Here is a 20,869-nt window from a genome sequence, read left to right on the forward strand (position 1 = left end):
CGTAGCCTGTCATTCCACAATGGCAGGTAATTCCGACATTATTTTCTCAAGCCGGAGAAAAAAGAAAGGGGCTCCAACTTGCGCTGGAGCCCCTCAACGGCCCGGACATTGCCGGGTATGTGCCCGGACCGTAGTTCTGGGAACGACCGCTTGGGGAGGTCGCGCCCCGGGAGAACCCCCGAATTAACGGCCCTCAAGGGCCGTTAATTCTACATGTTGTAGGCGCGCTCCGTGTGCTCGGTGATGTCGAGGCCTTCACGCTCGGTCTCGACGTTGGCGCGCAGGCCGACGATCACGTCGACGATCTTGTAGAGGATCGCCGAACCGATGCCCGACCACACCAGCGTGGTGCAGACGCCCCAAACTTGCGAGATCATCTGCGCCGCGAAGTCGTAATCGGCGACCTTCGGCGGGATCGCGGTGTAGTCGATGATGCCGGCGCCACCGAGCGCCGGGTTGACCAGGATGCCGGTGCCGAGCGCGCCGACGATGCCGCCAACGCAGTGGACGCCGAACACGTCGAGCGAGTCGTCATAGCCGAGCGCGTTCTTCACGACCGTGCAGAAGAACAGGCAGACCACGCCGACCACGAGGCCGAGCACGATGGCGCCCATCGGACCGGCATAGCCGGCCGCCGGCGTCACCGCGACGAGGCCCGCGACCGCGCCCGAGAGCGCGCCAAGCAGCGAGGGATGGCCCTTGATGATCCATTCCGCGAACATCCAGGCCAGCGCCGCCGCGGCCGTCGCCACGAAGGAGTTGGTCATGGCGAGCGCAGCGCCGCCATTGGCTTCGAGGTTCGAACCGGCGTTGAAGCCGAACCAGCCGACCCAGAGCAGCGAGGCGCCGATCATGGTCATGGTCAGCGAGTGCGGAGCCATCAGCTCCTTGCCGTAGCCGGTGCGCTTGCCGATCAGGAGCGCGCCGACCAGGCCGGCGATGCCCGCGTTGATGTGCACGACGGTGCCGCCGGCGAAGTCGATTGCACCCTTCTTGAAGATCCAGCCGGCATCGGCGTTGATCTCGTCGAGCTTGGCCTGTGCCGCGGTCTTCGCCGCACCGTCAGCCGCAGCGGCAAGCGCCTTGGCGGCATCCTGGATCGCGTCCGGGCCCGGCCAGTACCAGACCATGTGCGCGATCGGGAAGTAGATCAGCGTCACCCAGAGCGGGATGAACAGCGCGATCGCCGCGAACTTCATGCGCTCGGCGAAGGCGCCGACGATGAGGGCCGGCGTGATCGCCGCAAAGGTCATCTGGAAGCACATATAGACGAGTTCGGAGATGTTGGCGTCGACCGAGAAGGTCGCAGCCTTCGAGTCCGGCGTGACGCCCATCAGGAAGGCCTTGGAGAAGCCGCCGATGAAGTCGGAGCCGCCGGTGAAAGCGAGGCTGTAGCCGTAGAGAGCCCAGAGCACGGTGACGAGGCAGACCGTGTAGAAAACCTGCGCCAGCACCGAGAGCATGTTCTTTGAGCGGACGAGGCCGCCATAGAACAGCGCGAGGCCCGGGATGGTCATCAACAGCACCAGCACCGTCGAGGTCAGCATCCAGGCGTTGTCGCCCTTGTTGACGGTTGGCTCGGCGTAGGCGGCGGTCGCGGCGAACAGGCCGACTGCAAGGGCCGCCAGTCCCGCGCCATAGGGACGCTTGAACGTCATGTTATTTCACTCCTGAGGTCTTAAGGTTTGAGCGCGAAATCAAAGGGCCGCGGCATCGGCCTCGCCGGTGCGGATGCGCACGGCGTGCTCGAGGCTGATGACGAAGATCTTGCCGTCGCCGATCTGTCCGGTCTTGGCGGCGGAGGTGATGGCGTCGATGGTCTTGTCGACCTGATCGGAGTTGACTGCGACTTCGATCTTGATCTTGGGCAGGAAGCTCACGGCATATTCGGCGCCGCGATAGATTTCCGTGTGGCCCTTCTGACGGCCGTAGCCTTTGACTTCCGTCACCGTGAGACCGTGAACGCCAATGGCGGTCAGGGCGTCACGGACCTCTTCCAGCTTGAATGGCTTAATGATCGCCATAACAATTTTCATGAGTCCTAATCCCCGCTTGGGCCCGGTGCGAACGGACACCGGGAGTTTCGACTGAGGTTCACCACGCGGAGGACTTCCACTACGCGGGCACAGCCGGGACCCTTAGAATCAAATGCCGTGCCAACCGGCCGGAGTTCGCTAATGGATTATGAATCCGGATATTTTCCCGCATTGCGGGAATGGTGTGCCGCTGCGCTATTCCGTCGCGCCTAAAATCTAATCAGGCCGGCTCAATTCGTGAGCAAGACAGGGTCCGAACACAATTCTGCCCAGCAGTGGTGCAGGCGCAGGTATTTAAATAAGGTGCTGCCGGGGGATTAGGCGGCCTCGCGTTCGGAAAACACCTTGTCGATCAGCCCCCATTCGAGCGCCTGCTGCGCCGACATGAAGTGATCGCGATCCAGGGTCCGCTCCACGTCCGCCTCGGCGCGCTTGCAATGCTGCGCATAGAGCCGGGTGATGCGCCGCTTGGTCTCCTGCATCTCGGTGGCGTGGATCAGGATATCGGAGGCCTGGCCCTGGAAGCCGCCGAGCGGCTGATGCACGTGGAGGCTGGCGTTGGGCAGCGCGGCGCGGTGACCGGGCTCGCCGGCCATCAGCAGGAACGATCCCATCGAGCGCGCGGTGCCCATGCAGAGCGTATGCACCGGTGCCTTGATGAATTGCATGGTGTCGTACATCGCCAGCCCGCTGGTGATCACGCCGCCATAGGAGTTGATGTAGAGGTTGATCGGCTTGTGCGGGTTCTCCGCCTCGAGGAACAGCAGCTGGGCGCAGACCAGTCCGGACATCGCATCATTGACCTCGCCGTTGAGGAAGATGATGCGCTCGCGCAGCAGCCTGGAATAGATGTCGAAGGATCGTTCGCCGCGGCTCGACTGTTCGACGACCATGGGGACGAGTTGCATCATGTCGCGCATCGGCGACCTCCATGTCTGCAGGTGATGACGTTCAGCGGTTGAAGTTGGGATCAGGCCGCGCGCATCAGGGCGCGGTTGTTGCTATTGGCCGCGCGCGGCTGTTTGCTCTCGCAGGCTTCCTGAATGATACGAAACGTCGTGCCGCCGGCCTCGTTCGGCTCGATCCGGAACGTGACATGGCTTTCGCGAAACGGCGGCTCGGACTCGCGCAGCCGGTAACGCACCTCTTCGCCAGTGATCGTTGATTCAGGCTCGGCGCCGGCGAGATCGGAATCCGGCAGCCAGCGCTCGCGTAGCGCCGGAATCGTGACGGCACGCCAGACCTTTTCGGGCGGCGCATCGAGTTCGTATTCCATCACCAGAGCTGCGTCGGCGTGATCAGGATTCACTGCGTCGCTCATTGATCCATGTCCTTCAGCAGGTCGGCGAGCGCTTCGATGCGCTTCGGCCAATAGGCGCGGTAGCGCGCCAGCCAGGTCCCGATGCTGGCGATGCCGTCCGGGTCGACCTCGTAGTTCACGAAGCGGCCCTGCCGCTGCTCGCGCACCAGCCCGGCCGCGCGCAGCACCGCCAGATGCTGCGACATCGCCGGCTGGCTGATCTCCAATCCGTCGCGCAAGGCGCTGGCGTTCAGGCTGCCGCCGGCCAGCTTCTCGAAGACCTTGCGCCGGGTCGGATCGGCCAGCGCCTTGAAGATGTCAACTTCGATCATGCCGACACATAAGCATATACTTATGTGTCGCGCAAGCCCGAACTATCCGCGTGCTGTCGCGGCGCGCGGATCCTTTGCATGGGGTTGTTTTGCGAGTTTGCCCTCGCGCCCCATGAGCCGAGCTGGGCTGCTACTGCAACGCCTCGCCATGCTGCGAGATGTCGAGACCTTCGAGCTCCTGCTGCATCGACACCCGCAGCGGGACGAAGGCAGAGACCAGCTTGAGCAGCGCGAAGGTGACGCCGCCGCACCAGACCAGCGTGACGGCGACGCCGTAGAGCTGGATCAGCAGCTGCTGCGGGTTGCCTTCGAGCAGGCCGGAAGTGCCGCCGATCGCCGCGGTGGCGAAAATGCCGGCGAGCAGCGTGCCGGTCAGGCCGCCGATGCCGTGGACGCCGAACACATCGAGCGAATCGTCATACTGGAAGCGATGCTTCAGCCAGGTGCAGGCCCAGAAGCAGACCAGACCGGCGATGATGCCGATGATGATGCCGTGCCACGGCGCCACGAAACCGGATGCCGGGGTGATGGTGCCGAGCCCTGCGACCGCACCAGAGATCATGCCGAGCACCGACGGCTTGCGCCGCGTTGCCCATTCGATCGCGCCCCAGGTCAGCGCGCCGGCGCAGGCCGCGAGATGGGTCGCGGTGATCGCCAACACCGCGCGCGAATTGGCCGCCAGTGCCGAGCCGCCGTTGAAGCCGAACCAGCCGACCCAGAGCAGGCCGGTGCCGACCACGGCGAGCGACAGGTCGAACGGCGACAGATTATCATGGCCATAGCCGTGCCGGTTGCCCATCACCTTGGCCGCCACCAGGCCGCTGATGCCGGCGGAGAGATGCACGACGAGGCCGCCGGCGAAATCCAGCACGCCCGCCTGGGCGAGGAAGCCGCCGCCCCACACCCAATGCGCCAGCGGCACATAGGCGAAGATGAACCAGCCGATCGAGAACAGCACATAGGCGGAGAACCGCATGCGGTCGGCGACCGAGCCTGCGACCAGCGCCACCGTGATGATCGCAAACGTCATCTGGTACAGCATGAACAGCGCCTCCGGGATGGTCTTCGCCGCCGGGTTGACGCTGTCCATCGTGATGCCCGCCAGGAACCCGCTGTCGAGCGAGCCGAGCCATGGGCCATTGCCGACGAAGGTCAGCGAATAGCCGAACGCGACCCAGAGAATCGAAATGATCGCGACCGCCGTGAGGCTCTGCGCCATCGTCGCCAGCACGTTCTTCTTGCGCACCATGCCGGAGTAGAACAGCGCGAGCCCCGGGATCGTCATCATCAGCACCAGCGCGGTGGCGACGATCATCCAGGCGGTGTCGGCGGCGTTGATGCCGGAATTGGCAGAGTCTTGTGCTGACGCCGGCGTGGCCCACGCGAGCAGCATTGCAGCAGTGATCGGCGCAGCTGATATCGCTGCACGAAGAGCCCGTGCCCCCATCATCATTCCCCGGCGTGTGGTCGTTTCTTGGTGTGGATGTCTGGCGTGCGCCGGCATCGTTGCCGGCGGTGAAATTCAGAGCGCGTCGTTGTCGGTCTCGCCGGTGCGGATGCGCAAGGCGTGGTCGATCGGCGTCACGAAGATCTTGCCGTCGCCGATCTGGCCGGTGCGGGCGTGCTGGGTGATGACGTTGACCGCCTGTTCGGCGAGGCTGGAATCGACCGCGATCTCGATCCGAAGCTTGGGCAGGAAGTTCACGACATATTCGGCGCCGCGATAGATCTCGGTGTGGCCCTTCTGGCGGCCATAGCCCTTCACCTCGGTCACCGTCATGCCGTGGACGCCGATCGCGGTCAGCGCCTGGCGCACCTCATCGAGCTTGAACGGTTTGATGATCGCGACGACGAGTTTCATGGTTCAGGCCTTCATTCCCTTGAGGTTTTCCGTGTGCGCCTGTCCCCGGCCCGGCAATTTGCCGTCCCCGGCATTTCGCGCCCGCCAAATCTGGCAGCTTTCTGGGCAAATGGCATAAAAAAGTTGCAGGTTGAAGCGGAAAACGTACGCAACGGGTGAACTCCGTCACTGTACGGGACGACAACCGTCCGCCACAATGTGGCTTTTCCGCCCGGCCGGCGCCCCCCGCTGGCTTGCTTTGCTACCGCGTGTGCGTGCGCGCGCCCCCGAGGAACCAAGATAATGTCCAACCGAAACTGGTTTTATGCATCCGAAGGCCAGCAAAAGGGCCCCCTGCCTGAAGCCCAGCTCCGCGACCTGATCACCCGTGGCATGGTGGGGGCCGATACCCTGGTGTGGACCGAGGGCATGGCCGGCTGGCAGAAGGCCGGGGAGATTCCGGGCCTCGTCCCGAGCGCCGCCGTCGCCGCACCGCCGGCATTCCCGCAAGCCGGCGGACCGCCGCAGGTGGCGGCGTCCCAGGTGACCGCATCCGGAGACTATAGCGGCGGGGCGCTGTCGGCCGACTTCCCGATCTGGGGCCTGTTCGGCCGCAGCCTGCTGATGTTCATCGGCCAGATCTTCGTCATCCCCGCGCCGTGGACCGCGACCGGGCTGTATCGTTTTGCGATTCCCTATATCCGCGTGCCGGGCCGGCCGCATCTCGCCTTCACCGGGCAGCCGCTCGACATCTGGTACGCCTTCATCGTGCTCGGCCTGCTGACCTATGCCGGTGCGGCCAACAGCAATATCGTCACGCTGCTGTCGCTGCTGCTGCAGGGCTTCCTGAGCTGGATGATCGTCCGCTGGATCATCGGCCATCTCTCCTCGCGCGGCCAGGATCTGCCGATCTCGTTCACGGGCAGCCCGCTTGCCTATGTCGGCTGGTACGTCGCGATCGTGATCTCGACCATCACCATCATCGGCTGGGCCTGGGTGATGACCGCATGGATGCGCTGGATCTGCCGCAACATCGACGGCACGCGCCGAGAGGTCAGCTTCAATGCGACGGGGCTCGAGGTGCTGTGGCGAACCATCGTGTTCACGGTCGGCTTCGCCTTCCTGATCCCGATTCCGTGGGTGCTGCGCTGGTACGCCAACTGGTTCATCTCGCAATTCGCGCTGACCGAGCGCGGTGCCGTCGCGAACGTGTAAGCTCCTGCGGCGCTCCCTCTCCCTTCACGTCGCAGGGAGAGGGGCCGCCACCTCATTGAAGCCGGAAGCGCTCGCGCAACGCCGACTTTCTCGCCACCGCTTTCCTTAGGTGATGTCCCGCCATAGCGTCCGCCTCGAGGCTCCGACATGTTTGACAGGTCCTGGTTCTATGGATCCGACGGCCAGCAAAAGGGTCCGTGCTCAGATGCCGAGTTTCGCGACCTCATCGCCAGGCGAAAGGTGACCGCGGATACGCTGGTCTGGAGCGAAGGCATGGCGGGCTGGGCCAAAGCCGGCGACGTTCCCGGTCTCCTGACCAACGCGCAGCAGCCGGTGAATTCCTTCGCTCAAGGTGAGGCGGGGTTCGGTCCATCATTGGCCACCGGCGGCGCTCCGCAGCGTCAAGCGTTGGCGGCTGGACATATCCAGGAGCTGGACATCACGCTCGGGAGATTGCTGAGGATCTACTGGCTGTTTATCTGGCGGTCGCTGCTCGGATCGGTCCTGATCGGCGCGGCGATCGGGTTCGTCATCGGCCTTGTGATGGGTGTGCTCGGCGCGCCGAAACCCCTGCTGCAATCCACAACAGGACTGGCTGGCGCCGTTGTCGGCCTGATCTGGTCGATCGTCTGCCTGCGGATGGCGCTGGAAAAGAAATACAGCGGCTTCAGGATCGCGCTGCTGCCGCGCGAGACCGGGCGCGACTGAGCGCGCCGGCGACGCGGCGGGACGCGATTGCTATTTGCGTTCGCGCACCGACCCCTCTTGCGCGACGGACGCCACCAGCGTGCCGTCGGGCTTGAAGATCAGGCCACGGGTCAGGCCGCGGCCTGACTGTGCGCTTGGCGAATCCTGCGCGTAGAGCAGCCATTCGTCGGCGCGGAACGGGCGGTGAAACCACATCGCGTGATCGAGGCTCGCCGGCATCATGCGCTTGTCGAACAGCGTGCGGCCGTAGCGCGCCATGACAGCATCGAGCAGCGAGAAATCCGAGGCATAGGCCAGCGCGCACAGATGCAGCGCCGGATCGTCGGGCAATTTCGCCGCGGTGCGGATCCAGACATGGATGCGGCCGTCGTCGATCTGCTGGCCGAAATAGCGGCCGAGCTCGACCGGGCGCAACTCGATCGGCCGGTCGCTCTCGTAGTAGCGGCGGATGAACTCCGGCATCTCCTTGAACATCGGCTGCTTCGACACTTCCTCCGCGGTCAGCTTCTCCGGCGGCGGCACGTCGGGCATCTTCTCCTGGTGATTGAAGTTGGTCGCTTCATCGGCATGGAACGAGACCATGATGGAGAAGATCGCGTTGCCGTGCTGGATCGCGGTGACGCGCCGGGTCGAGTAGCTCTTGCCGTCGCGCAGCCGCTCGACCTGGTAGATGATCGGGATCTGCGGGTCGCCGGGCAGGATGAAATAGCAATGGATCGAGTGCGGCAGCCGCCCCTCGACGGTGCGGCAGGCCGCGACCATCGCCTGGCCGATCACCTGGCCGCCGAACACGCGCTGCCAGCTCGTCTTCGGACTGTTGCCGCGGAACAGATTCACTTCGAGCTGCTCGAGATCGAGGATGGACAGCAGGTCGATCAGGCTTTTGGACATCGGTGATGCTCTCTATCCGTCATTCCGGGGCTCGCGAAGCGAGAGCCCGGAATCCATTCGTCCACGAAGATGCGGCTTAATGGATTTCGGGTTCTCGCTGCGCGAGCCCCGGAATGACGATCGGGCTTGTTTCTGCCCCCTGTTTCGCCCAGCTATTATCAGGTAGCAAGCACAGTCTGATGGCGTCGGGCGCGTAAGGAAAAGGCATGCCGGCACAACGAAGTATCGTGATCTGCGGGGGCGCGTTTGCGGGGCTGGCGCTGGCGGTGGCGCTGCGCCAGGGGCTCGGGCCGGACGTCCCGGTCATCGTGGCCGATCCGGCGCTGAGCCAGCGTCCAAGCCGCGATCCGCGCGCCACCGCCATCGTGGCGGCCTGCCGGCGGCTGTTCGAGACCCTCGGGGTCTGGGGCCAGGTCGCGCCGACCGCGCAGCCGATATCCGACATGGTGGTGACCGACTCCAAGCTGGAGGACGCGACGCGCCCGGTGTTCCTGACCTTCGCCGGCAATGTCGAGCCCGGCGAGCCGTTCGCCCATATGGTCGAGAACCGCTATCTGATCGATGCGCTGGCTGCGCGTGCCGAGGCCGAGGGCGTCGAGCTGCGCGCGACTGCGGTGTCGAGCTTCGCCTCGCGGCCCGACGGCGTCAGCGTCACGTTTGCCGATGGGGGCGTGATCGATGCGAGCCTCCTGGTCGCCGCCGACGGCGCTCGCTCGAAGCTGCGCGAGCACGCCGGCATTGCGACCCATGGCTGGGACTATGACCAATCCGGCATCGTCGTCACCGTCGGGCACGAGCGCGAGCATCATGGCCGCGCCGAGGAGCATTTCCTGCCCGCCGGCCCGTTCGCGATCCTGCCGCTGACCGGCAACCGCTCGTCGCTGGTGTGGACCGAGACGCGCAAGGATGCCGCGCGCATCACGGCACTGAGCGAAGAGGAATTCCACGCCGAGCTCGAGCAGCGTTTTGGTTTGCATCTCGGCGAGATCAAGGCGCTCGACAAGCCGCGCGCTTTCCCGCTCGGCTATTTCGTCGCGCGCTCGTTCATCGCCGAACGCCTCGCGCTGATCGGCGACGCCGCACATGTGATCCATCCGATCGCGGGGCAGGGCCTCAACATGGGCCTGAAGGATGTCGCCGCGTTGGCCGAGGTCGTGGTTGACGCGGCGCGGCTCGGCATGGATCTCGGTCAGGCCGACGTGCTCGAGCGCTACCAGCGCTGGCGGCGCTTCGACACCATGGCGATGGGCGTTGCGACCAACTCGCTGAACTTCCTGTTCTCCAATGAATCGACCTTGCTGCGCACCGTGCGCGATATCGGGCTGAGCCTGGTCGATCGGACACCGCCGCTGAAGAGCATGTTCATCCGCCAGGCGGCGGGACTGTCAGGCGAGGTGCCGCGGCTGTTGAAGGGCGAGGCGTTATAGCGATTGCTCGACGCTGTAGCCCGGATGCAGCGAAGCGAAATCCGGGGAATTTTTCCGCGGATGAACCGTCCCGGATTGCGCTGCGCTCCATCCCGGCTACGGATGCGCGCATCGCCTCACTTCGGTGCAATGAAAGTAGCCACCGCGTCGATCAGGTCGGGGTCGAGCGGCCGTTCCGGCTCATTGTAGCTCGCCACATCATCCGCCGCGTCGGTGACGTCGACCAACACGTGATTCATGTCCGGCAGCCACAAGGATTTGGCGGCGATGTCGGCGGTGGTGAGCGCGAGGAAGTCGAGCCGTGCCAGCTGATGGTCGCGGCCGCCTGCGATGATCAGCGTCGGCCCGGTGATCTTGCGCATCGGCTCGATCGGATCCTCGGTAAAAGCCGATGCGATGGCGGGCTGCAGCGCCGGCGAGATCGCAAGCCCGGCCGGCGGCGGATCGACGATCTGCCCGGCCATGATATCGTCGATGGCTTTTCCGATCGGCGCGAATCTGTCCGGCGGCAGCTGCTTCTCAAGCTGCGCCTTCAACAGGTCGCCCTGCTTGCGCGCCGCCGTTGCGAGCAGCACCAGCCGGTCGACCGGCACGCGCTGCGCCGCGAGGATCGCGACCAGGCCGCCTTCGCTGTGGCCGACCACCGCGACATGCGCGAACCGACCGCTGCCGCGCAGATAGTCGATCAGCGCCGCGGCATCGCCGACGAAGTCCTTGAAGCGAAAATCCTCGGGTCGGCCGAATTCCTTCTTCCACTCGCCGGCACCGCGCTTGTCGTAGCGCAGCGTCGCGATGCCGTGCGCGACCAGCTGCTCGGAGAGTTTCTTCAAGGTCGCCGGCTTGAGCTGCGGTCCGTTGCCGTCATGATCGGTCGAGCCGGAGCCGGCGATCAAGAGTGCCACCGGTGGCTTAGCGATGTCGAGCGGGACCGTCAGCACCGCATCGATCGGGCCGACGCGCAGCCTGCTCTCGTCGGCTGCCGCACTCGTCAGCGCGACGAGCAGCAGCAGCCATGTGACGAGGGCGCGCATGCAGTCCTCTTACTGGAGCATGAGCTTTTTGGAAAACCGCTTCACACTTTTCCGGATCATGATCTAGTATCCCGAATCTGAAGTTCGCATCATTTGCCGCACCTTCGGAGCGAACTTCAGATTCGATAAGGACACTAGCAGACTTATGATTCTAGTGTGCTTTATGAATGCGAAGTTCGTGAAGGTGGCTGCCGCGAGATCGCACGAACTTCGCATTCAGCACACTAGTCGATCTTGCGGGCCTCTTCAGGCAGCATGATCGGGATGCCGTCGCGGATCGGATAGGCGAGCTTGGCGGAGCGCGAGATCAGCTCCTGCCGCGCGGCATCGAACTCCAGCGGCCCCTTGGTGATCGGGCACACCAGGATTTCGAGCAGTTTTGGGTCGGCGGTGCTCTCGAGATGGTCAGTAGTCGAATTCATTGTGGTCTCCGGCTCGCCGTCCTGTAGCACATCCCGGCGCGCGCTGTCAGCGCCTGGCGATGCGCAACAGCTGGTCGATTGCGGCCTGCTGCCGTGCTTTCGGCAGCGTCTGCTCGGACACCGCGTAGCCGATGAAGGCCCAATAGAGGATCTGTGCGCGGCCGCCTGCCGCCTCGTCGGGGAATCCGGCCTGCCGCAGCAGGGTCTCGATATAGCCGATCCGGCGCTGGTCGACCGCGAGCACGGCGGCGCGTGCTGCGGCATCGGCGGTGGCCCAGCTGCGCACCGCGCGCTCCAGCGCCAGCCGCGCCGAGAAGCTCCGGCGCAGCAGCAGTGCCAGCGCATCGCCGCCTTCCGGGATGGTGTCGAGCTCGGCGATCACCCGTTCGGCAGCGACCTCGCGCCAATAAGTGAGGATCGCCGCCTGGTAGGCGCCGATGTCGGCGAAATGCCAGTAGAAGCTGCCGCGCGAGACGCCCATCGCCTTAGCCAACGGCTCGGCCTTCAGCGCCGTGAAGCCGCGCCGCGCCAGCGTCTTCAGGCCCTGGTCGAGCCAATCCTTGGCTGAAAGCTGTTCCGTCATGGTTCCCCGTCGGCGACAACCATACACAAGTGTATTGACAGGCGCCAGCGTCCGGTGTCTCATCCATACAGCGCTGTATGGAGACCTTCGCGATGCGTGATCTTCTGCTGCAAGGCGCCGGTGTCATCGCCATCCTGGTCAGCCTGATCCATGGAGTCCTTGGCGAGACCAAGATCTTCGCGCGCGCCACCGTCGAGCCGCCGCGGCTGCGCCTGCTGCTTCGTCTGGTCTACCAGGCCGGCACCGTCGCCTGGATCGGCGGCGGCGTGTTGCTGATCGCCGCGCCCGCGATGGCCTCCGATGCGGCACGGCACTGGATCGTGGCGACGCTCGCCATCGTGTTCGGCTTCGCCGCGCTCGCAAATGCAATCGCGACCCGCTTCCGCCATGTCGGCTGGATGGCGATGAGCGCGGTGGTCGCGCTTGCCGCCGCCGGCTACTAGTGCGCGCTGCCCTCAATGCCTGCAGACGTGCATTTGCAGCCGTGTGCGAAATTTATGGAGCCATCAATTTCCGTGCGGAATCGGCTTACGCGCGGATAACCATGCCACTGAAAGTTGCAGAAAATTATCGAGAAGACAATTCAATCGGCCTAGCTTGTCCGCGCGGACAACCATGGACCGATGCATGTTTCGTGTTTTGACGTGTCTTTCAGGTGAGCATGACTGGCGGCTCGTTCTGCTCGCCGGGCTGGTGTGCTTCGTCGCCAGCATCGTTGCCGTCAACATCTTCCACCGCGCGATCGCGTCGCAAGCGCGGACGCGGCTGATCTGGATCGCGATCGCGGGCGCTGCGATCGGCTACGGCATCTGGGCAACGCATTTCATCGCCATGCTGGCCTACGAGCCGGGCGTGCCGACCGGCTACGGCATCGTCCTGACGGCGCTCTCGCTCGCCGCGGCGATGACGCTGACGTCCGGCGGCCTCGGCCTCGCCGCCAGCGATACCAGTCCATGGCGCGCACCGGTCGGCGGCGCGGTGATCGGTGCCGGCATTGCCAGCATGCACTATCTCGGAATGTGGGCGCTGGAAGTGCCGGGCCACGTGGTCTGGTCGCTTGACCTCGTGGCGGCATCCATCGTGCTCGGCATGTTGTTCGGCTACGCTGCACTGGGGGTCGCGGTCCGCCATCAGGATCGCTGGATGACGCTGGTCGCGGCGCTGCTGCTGACGCTTGCGATCGTGTCGCATCATTTCACCGCGATGGGCGCGGTCGGGATCGTTCCAGACCCGCTGCAGGCGCCGGCGGCGCTGTCGCTCTCGCCTGCCTTCCTCGCCATCGTGATCGCCGGCGTCGCGCTCTCGGTGCTCGGGATGAGCCTGGTCGGCGTGCTCGCGGACCGGCGCCTCGCGCTTCGCACCCGCCGCTTCGAGGAGATCATCAGCCAGTTGTCGCTGGCACGCCAGCAGGTCGAGGCGTCGCAGAAGGAGCTGGAGGAACAACGGCTGCGGCTGGATACGGCGATCAACCACATGGGCGAGGGCCTCTGCATGTTCGATGCGGAGAAACGCCTCGTGGTGTGCAACGAGCGCTATGCCAAGATGTACCGGCTGCCGCCCGAACTGCTGCTGCCCGGCACCGCGCATCGCGCGATCATCACGCATCGGATCGCCAACGGCATTCTCAAGGGCGAGACCAGCGACCGTGCCGCGACGCAGGTGCTCGCGACATTGAATGCACTGCCGGCTGACGAGATCAGCAGCCGGGTCGACGAGCTTGCCGACGGCCGCCTGATCTGCGTGACGCGGCAGCCGATGCCCGGCGGTGGCTGGGTGGCGACGCATCGCGACGTCACCGAGCAGCGGCGCTCCGAGGCCAAGATCACCCATATGGCGCAACATGACGCGCTGACCGATCTGCCGAACCGCGTGCTGCTCAGGGAGTGGATGGAGCAGGCGCTGTCCGGCGCGCGGTGCGGCGGACCGAGTCTTGCGGTGCTGATGCTCGATCTCGATCGCTTCAAGGAAGTCAATGACACGCTCGGGCATCCGGCAGGCGACGCGCTGCTCAAACTGGTGGCCGGACGGCTGCGCAGGTGCGTTGCCGAAACCACGCTGGTCGCGCGGCTCGGCGGTGACGAGTTCGCCGTCATCGACTATGTCACCGATCCGGTTACGGAAGCGGGCCTGCTCGCCGAGAAGATCAAAAAGGCGCTCAGCGAGCCGATCGATCTCGGCCATCATCGGGTGACCACCACCACCAGCATCGGGATTGCGATCGCGCCGCGCGACGGCACCGATTCGGACGAGGTGCTGCGCAGCGCCGACCTTGCGCTCTATTCGGCCAAGAGCGGCGGGCGCGGCTCGTTCCGCTTCTTCGAGCCGGAGCTCGATCGGCTGCTGCAGGCCCGGCGCAGCCTCGAGCGCGACATGCGCAGTGCGCTCGCCAACGGCGAGTTCGAGTTGCACTATCAGCCGTTCATCCATGTCGCCAGCGGGGAGACCTGCGGCTTCGAGGCGCTGTTGCGCTGGCATCATCCGCAGCGCGGCATGGTGTCGCCGGTGCAGTTCATTCCGCTGGCGGAAGAGACCGGCCTGATCGTGCCGCTCGGCGAATGGGTGCTGCGCACCGCGTGCGCGGAAGCCGCCAAATGGCCCGACCATCTCAAGATCGCGATCAATCTGTCGCCGGTGCAGTTCAGGAGCCCGGAGCTGGTGCCGGTGATCGTCCACGCGCTGGCGAGCGCGGGAATATCGCCCGACCGGCTCGAGCTCGAAGTCACCGAAACCGCCATCATCCAGGACGCCGAAGCGGTGTTCGCGGCGCTGAGCCAGCTGCACGACCTCGGGGTGCGGATTGCGCTCGATGATTTCGGCACCGGCTATTCGTCGCTGAGCTTTTTGCAGAAGTTTCCGTTCGACAAGGTCAAGATCGACCGCAGCTTCGTGTCCGAACTCTCAAGCGCAACCGACGAGTCGCGCCGGATCGCGCGCGCGATCGTTCGCTTCGCGGTCAGCCTCGGCAAGACGACGACGGCCGAAGGCGTCGAAACCAGGGAGCAGCTCGACATCCTGCGCGCCGATGCCTGCGTGGAAGTGCAGGGCTTCCACTTCAGCCCGCCGGTGCAGAGCGAGAAGGTCGCGCAGATGATCGGTGGGCGGGCCCAGGCTGCAGCCGAACGCCCCGCGGTTCGTCGCGCCATGGCGGGCGCCGCGTCCTGACCGATGGCTCGCGCGGGCCAGAGCCTTTCCTTCCCGATTGAACCGGAACGAGGCTCCAGATGTTTGCTTTGGCGCGTTTTCTTCACGCGAACCGGTGTCCACGTCGCTCGAAAACGCGCGGATGAGGCTTTAGGCCGCAGCGCGCGGTCAAAGCGAAATTGCTGGAGCGCAAAGCGGTTTTCGCCATCGTTAGAATTTCTCTAAAGCCGGTCTCTGCCGCGCTTGCTTGACTTGGCAATCGCCTCAGCATTGTTCACGGATGTGCCCTGCGCGATGACGTCGTGGGCATCATCGTCAACGGAGGGGAGATTGCGCGTGCGAACGATTTTGAGCGCTGCACTGGCAGCCGGTGTGCTTGGGGGCGCTGTTGGGCTGACCGGATCGGCGGCGTTCGCCGACGGCTACAAGACCTGCACCAAGCTCGACAAGGCGTCGTGGAAGCCGGCAACCGATGCCGAAGCCAAGGCCAAGGAGGCCGGATATGAGGTGCGCCGCTCGAAGGTCGAGGGCTCCTGCTACGAAGTGTACGGCGTCAAGGAAGGCAAGCTCTACGAGCTGTTCTACAGCCCGGAGGATCTCAGCCTGAAGCACACCATCGCGAAGTGACGCCAGTGCGATGACGGAGGCGGCGCCGGGCGCCCGCGGCGCGACCCATGTGCAGGTCTGGGACCTGCCGCTGCGGCTCTGGCACTGGGCGCTCGCCATCCTCGTCCTGGTCGCGTGGGTGACGCCCAACGTCCATGACCGGCTGCACCGGCTGGCGGGCTATGCCGTGATCGGCCTGCTGGCGTTTCGCCTGGTCTGGGGCTTTGCCGGCACGCGCTATGCGCGTTTCGGCAAGCTCATCGTTCGCCTGCGCGCGGCGCCACGCTACATCTGGAATCTCCGGCGCGGCATCACCGGGCGCTATATCGGGCTCAATCCCGCGGGCACCGTGATGCTGGTGGCGCTGCTGCTCACGCTCGCGGTATCCGCGATCACCGGCGCAATGGAAGTCACCGTGACCTTCTTCGGCGTCTGGTGGGTCGAAGACACCCACGCCTATGCTTCCGACGCGGTCATCATCCTCGTCGCCTTGCACGTGCTCGGCGTCATCGTGGTGGGATTGCTGCAGCGGCAGAACCTGGTGCGTGCGATGTTCACCGGACGCAAGCAGCTTCGCAATCGCTCTTAACTGAAGCGGCAACGGAAGTTCACCTCGCCCCGGCTGGTAGAGGTAGGCGATCGCGGGCCGAACCGATCCAAACGACAAACGTCTGATCCCGGTCGGTAGCTATTGCACCGGCGGGTCGCCCGAGGTGCGCTTCTTGGCGAGGTCCATCTCGGTGACCGCGATCAGGATCTCGGCGCGGGTCTTCAGGTCGGGGGCTTCGAGCATCGCCTGCTTCTCGGCCGGGCCATAGGGCGACATCATCGCCAGCGCGTTGACCAGCGCCTCGTTGGGCGCGGATTCGATGCCTTCCCAATCGACCTTCAGATTGTTGGCCTCCAGGAAATCGGCGAGTACCTCGAGCAGTGCCTTGCGGTCGACCGCGTCCTCGCCCTTGCGCGCGGTGAAGTCGCCGGTGAACGAGAAGAAGTCGACCTTGCACTGCCGATACGGCGTCTGCACGTTCAATTCCTCGACCACCTTGAAGCGTGCGACGCCGGTCAGTTCGAGGATGTAGCGGCCGTCGCCGGATTCGGCGAGCTGGGTGATGCGGCCGACGCAGCCGATGCGGAACAGCACCGGCTTGGCCTCTTTCTGCGAATGCGCCACATCGGGCTGGATCATCCCGATCAGGCGATGGCCGTCGCGCAGCGCGTCGTCGACCATCGCCAGATAGCGCGGCTCGAAGATGTTGAGCGGCATCTGGCCGCGCGGCAACAGCAGCGCACCGGGCAGCGGGAACACCGGGATGATCTCCGGGAGCTCGCCGGGCCCGCGATATTCGGCATTGATCGGCATCTGCGGTCCCGCTGCTGTGACGGGCGTGCGTTACGAGAACAGGATCGTCGACAATCGCCGGCGCCCCTCGACGGTTGCCTCATCGGTGCCGCCCCACGCCTCGAAGAACTGCACCAGCTGCTTGCGCGCGCCGTCGTCGTTCCACTTGCGGTCGCGCTTGACGATCGCGAGCAGTTGCTCGGTCGCCTCCGTGCGCCTGTTCATCGCATTGAGCGCGGTCGCAAGATCGAAACGGGCCTGATGATCGAGCGGGTTTGCGGCGACTTTCTGTTCCAGCTCGGCGATCGGACCGACCGACTGCGCCTGCTCGGCGAGATCGATCGCGGCCTGCACCGCCTTCACCGCGGCGTCGTTGCGCTTGGTTTCCGGCACCATCGCCAGCGTCTGCTTGGCCTGCTCGACCGCGCCCGACGTGATGTAGCATTTGGCGAGACCCGCCAGCGCCGCGATGTTGGTGGCGTCGTGCGCCAGCACCTCGGCATAGATCTGAGCGGCCTGGGCGGCGTCGCCCTCGGCCAGCACGGCCTCGGCCTCGGCCAGGATATCGGTGAGATTGGGCTCGCCGGCGGCGGGCACGCCCTTGGTGATCTTCTCGATGAAGGCGTTGACCTGGCTCTCCGGCACCGCGCCCATGAAGCCATCGGCCGGCTGGCCGTTGACGAATGCGATCACGGCCGGGATCGACTGGATGCCCATCTGGCCCGGAATCTGCGGATGCTCGTCGATGTTCATCTTGACCAGCTTGACCCGGCCCTTGGCGTTCTTGACCGCCTTTTCCAGGATCGGCGTCAGCTGACGGCAGGGCCCGCACCACGGCGCCCAGAAGTCGATCATCACCGGCTGCCGGCGCGATTCCTCGATGACGTCCTTGACGAAGGTCTGGGTCGTCGTCTCCTTGATCAGATCGGGCGCTGCCTGGGGCGTGGGGCCGCCCTGCTCCATTATCGTCACGTTGTCCTCGCCTGCTTCTGAGGTCGGAAATCCGGGGCGTTCTAGCACGCTCCGGTCGGCACGTTCAGCCGTTCTGTCAGGCTAAATGGCGGTCGGAAGACAAAATTCAATCGCTTGCCGCCCGTCCCGTTCCATCGGCGATCGGGTGAGCCTGACGACCCGGCCCAAATCGAACGCCGCCGCTTGCCGCGGCGACCTGGCGCCTGCTGGCCGGTCGGGAGCCGGCTCGAATCGCTCCGCGATGAGATGGCTTTGGGGCCGGTTCTGACCGAAACATAAAAAGAAATCGTCGCCACGGTCGGTTTCGGCCGATTTGGGGTCAATTTTTAGGGAAACCGGACGATTTCGTGAGGTTCGGACCGCGCTCTTGTGTTGCATTCACAGACGGCTTTTGGCATAGGTCTGCCGTTGCCGGCGAGCGATCGCCGCCATTTCGGATGCGGGTGTAGCTCAGTGGTAGAGCACGACCTTGCCAAGGTCGGGGTCGAGGGTTCGAGCCCCTTCGCCCGCTCCAAAATATCTCGCTGTCCGAGCTGACAGTCTGATGAAGGCCCGCCCATTGGTGCGGGCTTTTTGCTGCTCGGCGGTTCTGGTGATTGCCGCGGTCTCGGGGTCAAGATGCCGCGGCCGGCGACGGCCGTTCCGGCTTCGTCAATGACCGAACGGTGCATTCTCAAAACTGAAAGAAATCTGTGGTTGTGTCGGTGTCGGAATGGCTGCCGGTCGTCCTCCGATGCGGCACGCAAGTGAATGATGTCGATCAATTGGACGCCAGATCCCGGGTTGAACCGCCGCGTGGCGCGCGCATCTGTTGCAGCGCTGGCCGTGCTCGCCGGCAATTGGATATGCGCGCCGGCCCCGGCACAGATGTTGCCGAGCGATTCGGCATATACGCCCGCACCCAGTTTTCCCGCCATGCCCGGCTTTACGCCGGCGCCTGACTTCGAGCCCGAACGGCGGCCGCGGCCCCGGGTCTACATCACGACGCGGTCGCACTGGGGCGGTCGACAGCAGTTCTGCGTCCGGACCTGCGACGGCCGGTTCTTCCCGCTGCCGCGCGTCAGCGAGGCGGCGGATCTCAGGGCATGCGAGGCGGCCTGTCCCGCCGCCGAGGTGAAGCTGTATTCCGGCTCCGATATCGACAGCGCCAGGACGGAAGCGGGCGACACCTACAAGGAGCTCGCCAATGCATTCCGATTCCAGCGCGAGATCGTGCCGCAATGCGCGTGCAGCGCCAGCGCATCCACCGGCCTGTCGCCGATCCCGATCGAGGACGACATAACGCTGCGGACCGGCGACATCATCGCCGCCGATGACGGCTTCAAGGTCGCGGCGATCTCCGGCGGACAAAGTCGCAGCGTGTTATTCAGGCCGCTGTCGAAGGCCAAGGCGCAAGCGCTCGGCCTGGCGCGCCTTTCATCACGTTAGCGGCGATCGCGAGCGTTAGCTTCATTCGGATATTACGTTGCGGTGCAGAATGCCTTGTTATCAGGCAGGGCGCGCGGGAAAATTTCGTCTCAATTTTCGCCTCACCTTGTTTTGACGCAGCGCACACCGCGGCATGCGCTTTTCAGCGTCGATGGATGTGCTACCATTTTGCCGTCTGACCTACCTCACAGACCGCCACCATCATCTCTCAGGGCGTTCAAAATCAATAACAGGCAAGCTGCAACGGCTTGCGTAGGGGAGTGACGCGATGAAGTCCGCTTTCAATCGATCAATACTTGCGTTCGCGGCGATAGCGCTGCTGGCGGGGACCACCTTCGCCAGTGCGCAGCAACAAACAGACAAGAACCGTGCGCTGAAGAAGTACGAATCGGGCACCAAGGAATTCTGGACCCATCCGCCGGACGATTGGTTCCTCGGCGATGAGACCGAGGCGCAGAAGGGCCTTGCCCCGCCGTCCGGTCCGCCGACCGGCGCCTCCGACGCCGAACTCGCCAGCATGATGAAGAAGATCAAGCTGCCGCCGGGCTTCAAGATCGAGGTCTATGCCTCGAACGTGCTCGCGGCGCGCCAGATGGCATGGGGCGACAAGGGCACGCTGTTCGTCGGCTCGTTCGGCCTCGGCAATGTCTATGCGATCAAGGACAACAACGGCAAGAAAGAGGTCAAGACCATCCTCAAGGGCCTCAACATGCCGACGGGCCTCGCCTTCAAGGACGGCGCACTCTACGTCATCGCGGTCGACAAGCTGATCAAGTACGACAATGCCGAAGCCAATCTCGACAATCTCGGCAGCGGCAAGGTGGTGTATGACGACATGCCGTCCTACGCGGCGCATGGCTGGAAATACATCGCCGTCGACAAGGACGGCTGGTTCTACATTCCGTTCGGACCGCCCTTCAACATCGGCATCCCGCCGACCTCGGTGTCGCAGATCCGCCGTGTCGATCCGAAGACCGGCAATGCGGAGATCTGGGCGCTTGGCGTGCGCAACTCGGTCGGCGGCGACGTCGATCCGCGCACCGGCAAGTACTGGTTCACCGAAAATGCCCGCGACTGGATCAGCGACGATCTGCCGAGCGACAAGCTCAACATGATCTCGAAGATCGGCGAGCACTTCGGCTATCCCTACTGCCACCAGGGCAATTTGCCAGACACCAAGTTTGCGATGGGTCACAAGTGCTCGGAGTTCACCCCGCCGGTGTACAATCTCGGTGCACACGTGGCTCCGCTCGGCATGAAGTTCTATACCGGCAGCCAATTCCCGGCCGACTACAAGAACGCGATCCTGATCGCCGAGCACGGTTCCTGGAACCGGCACAAGTACCAGGGTGGCCGCATCGTGAAGATCACTGCGAGCCCCGATGGCAAGAATGCCAAGCAGGAGATCTTCGCCTCCGGCTGGATCGAGGGTGACCAAGGCTATCTCGGCCGTCCCGCCGATATCCTGCTCGACAAGGACGGCTCCATCCTCGTCGCCGACGATTGGGCCGGTGCGATCTATCGCATCAGCTACAACAAGAAGTAACGGTCGAGCCAATGCGGGGCTGCGGTGGCCGATGAGGCAATCGCAGCCT

22 protein-coding genes and 1 tRNA gene are annotated in these 20,869 nt (G+C 64.6%); 10 read left to right on the forward strand and 13 right to left on the reverse strand.

Annotated elements, in window-relative coordinates; translation table 11 throughout:
• Positions 1-209: 209 nt before the first annotated feature.
• From ACVW17_RS07945 to ACVW17_RS07975, 7 genes are all read right to left on the reverse strand, one after another.
• The gene (locus ACVW17_RS07945; RefSeq protein ID WP_456751369.1) at positions 210-1,658 is read right to left on the reverse strand and encodes an ammonium transporter; all 1,449 of its coding nucleotides are present in this window, start codon (positions 1,656-1,658) and stop codon (positions 210-212) included.
• A gap of 39 nt (positions 1,659-1,697) precedes the next feature.
• Entirely contained in the window at positions 1,698-2,036 is a 339-nt protein-coding gene (locus ACVW17_RS07950; protein ID WP_024583097.1) for a P-II family nitrogen regulator, read from the reverse strand.
• Between the two features lie 317 nt (positions 2,037-2,353).
• Positions 2,354-2,956: an ATP-dependent Clp protease proteolytic subunit gene (locus tag ACVW17_RS07955; protein WP_456797002.1), complete on the reverse strand. Its 603-nt coding sequence runs from the start codon at positions 2,954-2,956 to the stop codon at positions 2,354-2,356.
• A 50-nt stretch (positions 2,957-3,006) separates the two neighbouring features.
• Positions 3,007-3,357, reverse strand: a complete 351-nt coding sequence (locus ACVW17_RS07960) for an SRPBCC family protein (protein WP_456797003.1) — start codon at positions 3,355-3,357, stop codon at positions 3,007-3,009.
• Positions 3,354-3,668, reverse strand: coding sequence for an ArsR/SmtB family transcription factor (locus tag ACVW17_RS07965; protein ID WP_456751372.1), 315 nt, complete (start codon positions 3,666-3,668; stop codon positions 3,354-3,356). Before ACVW17_RS07965 ends, ACVW17_RS07960 begins: the two co-directional genes overlap by 4 nt.
• 130 nt (positions 3,669-3,798) lie before the next feature.
• Positions 3,799-5,115, reverse strand: a complete 1,317-nt coding sequence (locus ACVW17_RS07970) for an ammonium transporter (protein ID WP_456797004.1) — start codon at positions 5,113-5,115, stop codon at positions 3,799-3,801.
• Positions 5,116-5,190: 75 nt separating this feature from the next.
• Positions 5,191-5,529 carry a P-II family nitrogen regulator gene (locus ACVW17_RS07975; protein ID WP_456797005.1) on the reverse strand — a complete coding sequence of 113 codons (339 nt, stop codon included), beginning with the start codon at positions 5,527-5,529 and terminating at the stop codon, positions 5,191-5,193.
• Between the two features lie 282 nt (positions 5,530-5,811).
• Here ACVW17_RS07975 and ACVW17_RS07980 point away from each other — a divergent pair, with 282 nt between their 5' ends.
• Together ACVW17_RS07980 and ACVW17_RS07985 are read left to right on the forward strand one after the other, a co-directional pair.
• Positions 5,812-6,723 carry a DUF4339 domain-containing protein gene (locus ACVW17_RS07980; protein ID WP_456797006.1) on the forward strand — a complete coding sequence of 304 codons (912 nt, stop codon included), beginning with the start codon at positions 5,812-5,814 and terminating at the stop codon, positions 6,721-6,723.
• Between the two features lie 147 nt (positions 6,724-6,870).
• Positions 6,871-7,431 (forward strand): GYF domain-containing protein, encoded by a 561-nt coding sequence (locus ACVW17_RS07985; RefSeq protein ID WP_456797007.1) that lies wholly within the window; start codon positions 6,871-6,873, stop codon positions 7,429-7,431.
• Between the two features lie 30 nt (positions 7,432-7,461).
• Here ACVW17_RS07985 and tesB read toward each other — a convergent pair whose 3' ends face one another.
• A complete protein-coding gene (gene tesB / locus ACVW17_RS07990; protein WP_456797008.1) occupies positions 7,462-8,322 on the reverse strand; it encodes an acyl-CoA thioesterase II in 861 nt (286 codons plus the stop codon).
• 206 nt (positions 8,323-8,528) lie between these two features.
• On the opposite strand from tesB, the gene ACVW17_RS07995 reads away from it, so the two are divergent.
• A complete protein-coding gene (locus ACVW17_RS07995) occupies positions 8,529-9,749 on the forward strand; it encodes a ubiquinone biosynthesis hydroxylase (RefSeq protein WP_456751377.1) in 1,221 nt (406 codons plus the stop codon).
• A gap of 116 nt (positions 9,750-9,865) precedes the next feature.
• Here the strand turns inward: ACVW17_RS07995 and ACVW17_RS08000 are convergent, their stop codons facing one another.
• The 3 genes from ACVW17_RS08000 to ACVW17_RS08010 all read right to left on the reverse strand — a co-directional run bounded on the left by ACVW17_RS08000 (position 9,866) and on the right by ACVW17_RS08010 (position 11,785).
• Positions 9,866-10,780 carry an alpha/beta hydrolase family protein gene (locus ACVW17_RS08000; RefSeq protein ID WP_456751378.1) on the reverse strand — a complete coding sequence of 305 codons (915 nt, stop codon included), beginning with the start codon at positions 10,778-10,780 and terminating at the stop codon, positions 9,866-9,868.
• A 224-nt stretch (positions 10,781-11,004) separates the two neighbouring features.
• Positions 11,005-11,202 carry a Trm112 family protein gene (locus ACVW17_RS08005; protein ID WP_018269337.1) on the reverse strand — a complete coding sequence of 66 codons (198 nt, stop codon included), beginning with the start codon at positions 11,200-11,202 and terminating at the stop codon, positions 11,005-11,007.
• Positions 11,203-11,248: 46 nt separating this feature from the next.
• Positions 11,249-11,785 carry a TetR/AcrR family transcriptional regulator gene (locus ACVW17_RS08010; protein ID WP_456751379.1) on the reverse strand — a complete coding sequence of 179 codons (537 nt, stop codon included), beginning with the start codon at positions 11,783-11,785 and terminating at the stop codon, positions 11,249-11,251.
• A 92-nt stretch (positions 11,786-11,877) separates the two neighbouring features.
• Here ACVW17_RS08010 and ACVW17_RS08015 point away from each other — a divergent pair, with 92 nt between their 5' ends.
• The 4 genes from ACVW17_RS08015 to ACVW17_RS08030 all read left to right on the forward strand — a co-directional run bounded on the left by ACVW17_RS08015 (position 11,878) and on the right by ACVW17_RS08030 (position 16,121).
• Entirely contained in the window at positions 11,878-12,228 is a 351-nt protein-coding gene (locus ACVW17_RS08015) for a hypothetical protein (RefSeq protein ID WP_456751380.1), read from the forward strand.
• A gap of 184 nt (positions 12,229-12,412) precedes the next feature.
• Positions 12,413-14,947, forward strand: a complete 2,535-nt coding sequence (locus ACVW17_RS08020; protein ID WP_456751381.1) for a bifunctional diguanylate cyclase/phosphodiesterase — start codon at positions 12,413-12,415, stop codon at positions 14,945-14,947.
• A gap of 315 nt (positions 14,948-15,262) precedes the next feature.
• Positions 15,263-15,553 (forward strand): PepSY domain-containing protein, encoded by a 291-nt coding sequence (locus tag ACVW17_RS08025; RefSeq protein ID WP_456751382.1) that lies wholly within the window; start codon positions 15,263-15,265, stop codon positions 15,551-15,553.
• A gap of 10 nt (positions 15,554-15,563) precedes the next feature.
• Entirely contained in the window at positions 15,564-16,121 is a 558-nt protein-coding gene (locus ACVW17_RS08030; RefSeq protein ID WP_456751383.1) for a cytochrome b/b6 domain-containing protein, read from the forward strand.
• Positions 16,122-16,220: 99 nt separating this feature from the next.
• Here ACVW17_RS08030 and ACVW17_RS08035 read toward each other — a convergent pair whose 3' ends face one another.
• Positions 16,221-16,895, reverse strand: coding sequence for an LON peptidase substrate-binding domain-containing protein (locus ACVW17_RS08035; protein ID WP_456751384.1), 675 nt, complete (start codon positions 16,893-16,895; stop codon positions 16,221-16,223).
• A gap of 30 nt (positions 16,896-16,925) precedes the next feature.
• Positions 16,926-17,846: a thioredoxin gene (trxA, locus tag ACVW17_RS08040; protein WP_456751385.1), complete on the reverse strand. Its 921-nt coding sequence runs from the start codon at positions 17,844-17,846 to the stop codon at positions 16,926-16,928.
• 439 nt (positions 17,847-18,285) lie between these two features.
• On the opposite strand from trxA, the gene ACVW17_RS08045 reads away from it, so the two are divergent.
• The 3 genes from ACVW17_RS08045 to ACVW17_RS08055 all read left to right on the forward strand — a co-directional run bounded on the left by ACVW17_RS08045 (position 18,286) and on the right by ACVW17_RS08055 (position 20,820).
• A tRNA-Gly gene (locus ACVW17_RS08045) sits at positions 18,286-18,360 on the forward strand.
• A gap of 401 nt (positions 18,361-18,761) precedes the next feature.
• The gene (locus ACVW17_RS08050; protein WP_456751386.1) at positions 18,762-19,274 is read left to right on the forward strand and encodes a DUF2865 domain-containing protein; all 513 of its coding nucleotides are present in this window, start codon (positions 18,762-18,764) and stop codon (positions 19,272-19,274) included.
• 268 nt (positions 19,275-19,542) lie between these two features.
• Positions 19,543-20,820, forward strand: coding sequence for a PQQ-dependent sugar dehydrogenase (locus ACVW17_RS08055; protein WP_456751387.1), 1,278 nt, complete (start codon positions 19,543-19,545; stop codon positions 20,818-20,820).
• Positions 20,821-20,869: the final 49 nt, after the last annotated feature.

This window comes from Bradyrhizobium sp. USDA 4473, assembly GCF_054063335.1.

What these genes read in the sequence shown, in the direction of transcription:
- ACVW17_RS08050 (WP_456751386.1), top strand. Translation starts at nt 18,762, where the DNA reads ATGCCCGGCTTTACGCCGGCGCCTGACTTCGAGCCCGAACGGCGGCCG.
- ACVW17_RS07960 (WP_456797003.1), bottom strand. Translation starts at nt 3,357, where the DNA reads ATGAGCGACGCAGTGAATCCTGATCACGCCGACGCAGCTCTGGTGATG.
- ACVW17_RS08055 (WP_456751387.1), top strand. Translation starts at nt 19,543, where the DNA reads ATGAAGTCCGCTTTCAATCGATCAATACTTGCGTTCGCGGCGATAGCG.
- ACVW17_RS08030 (WP_456751383.1), top strand. Translation starts at nt 15,564, where the DNA reads ATGACGGAGGCGGCGCCGGGCGCCCGCGGCGCGACCCATGTGCAGGTC.
- ACVW17_RS08035 (WP_456751384.1), bottom strand. Translation starts at nt 16,895, where the DNA reads ATGCCGATCAATGCCGAATATCGCGGGCCCGGCGAGCTCCCGGAGATC.
- ACVW17_RS08015 (WP_456751380.1), top strand. Translation starts at nt 11,878, where the DNA reads ATGCGTGATCTTCTGCTGCAAGGCGCCGGTGTCATCGCCATCCTGGTC.
- ACVW17_RS08010 (WP_456751379.1), bottom strand. Translation starts at nt 11,785, where the DNA reads ATGACGGAACAGCTTTCAGCCAAGGATTGGCTCGACCAGGGCCTGAAG.
- ACVW17_RS07975 (WP_456797005.1), bottom strand. Translation starts at nt 5,529, where the DNA reads ATGAAACTCGTCGTCGCGATCATCAAACCGTTCAAGCTCGATGAGGTG.
- ACVW17_RS07980 (WP_456797006.1), top strand. Translation starts at nt 5,812, where the DNA reads ATGTCCAACCGAAACTGGTTTTATGCATCCGAAGGCCAGCAAAAGGGC.
- ACVW17_RS07970 (WP_456797004.1), bottom strand. Translation starts at nt 5,115, where the DNA reads ATGGGGGCACGGGCTCTTCGTGCAGCGATATCAGCTGCGCCGATCACT.
- ACVW17_RS08020 (WP_456751381.1), top strand. Translation starts at nt 12,413, where the DNA reads ATGTTTCGTGTTTTGACGTGTCTTTCAGGTGAGCATGACTGGCGGCTC.
- tesB (WP_456797008.1), bottom strand. Translation starts at nt 8,322, where the DNA reads ATGTCCAAAAGCCTGATCGACCTGCTGTCCATCCTCGATCTCGAGCAG.
- ACVW17_RS07945 (WP_456751369.1), bottom strand. Translation starts at nt 1,658, where the DNA reads ATGACGTTCAAGCGTCCCTATGGCGCGGGACTGGCGGCCCTTGCAGTC.
- ACVW17_RS07985 (WP_456797007.1), top strand. Translation starts at nt 6,871, where the DNA reads ATGTTTGACAGGTCCTGGTTCTATGGATCCGACGGCCAGCAAAAGGGT.
- ACVW17_RS07950 (WP_024583097.1), bottom strand. Translation starts at nt 2,036, where the DNA reads ATGAAAATTGTTATGGCGATCATTAAGCCATTCAAGCTGGAAGAGGTC.
- ACVW17_RS07995 (WP_456751377.1), top strand. Translation starts at nt 8,529, where the DNA reads ATGCCGGCACAACGAAGTATCGTGATCTGCGGGGGCGCGTTTGCGGGG.
- ACVW17_RS07955 (WP_456797002.1), bottom strand. Translation starts at nt 2,956, where the DNA reads ATGCGCGACATGATGCAACTCGTCCCCATGGTCGTCGAACAGTCGAGC.
- ACVW17_RS07965 (WP_456751372.1), bottom strand. Translation starts at nt 3,668, where the DNA reads ATGATCGAAGTTGACATCTTCAAGGCGCTGGCCGATCCGACCCGGCGC.
- ACVW17_RS08000 (WP_456751378.1), bottom strand. Translation starts at nt 10,780, where the DNA reads ATGCGCGCCCTCGTCACATGGCTGCTGCTGCTCGTCGCGCTGACGAGT.
- ACVW17_RS08005 (WP_018269337.1), bottom strand. Translation starts at nt 11,202, where the DNA reads ATGAATTCGACTACTGACCATCTCGAGAGCACCGCCGACCCAAAACTG.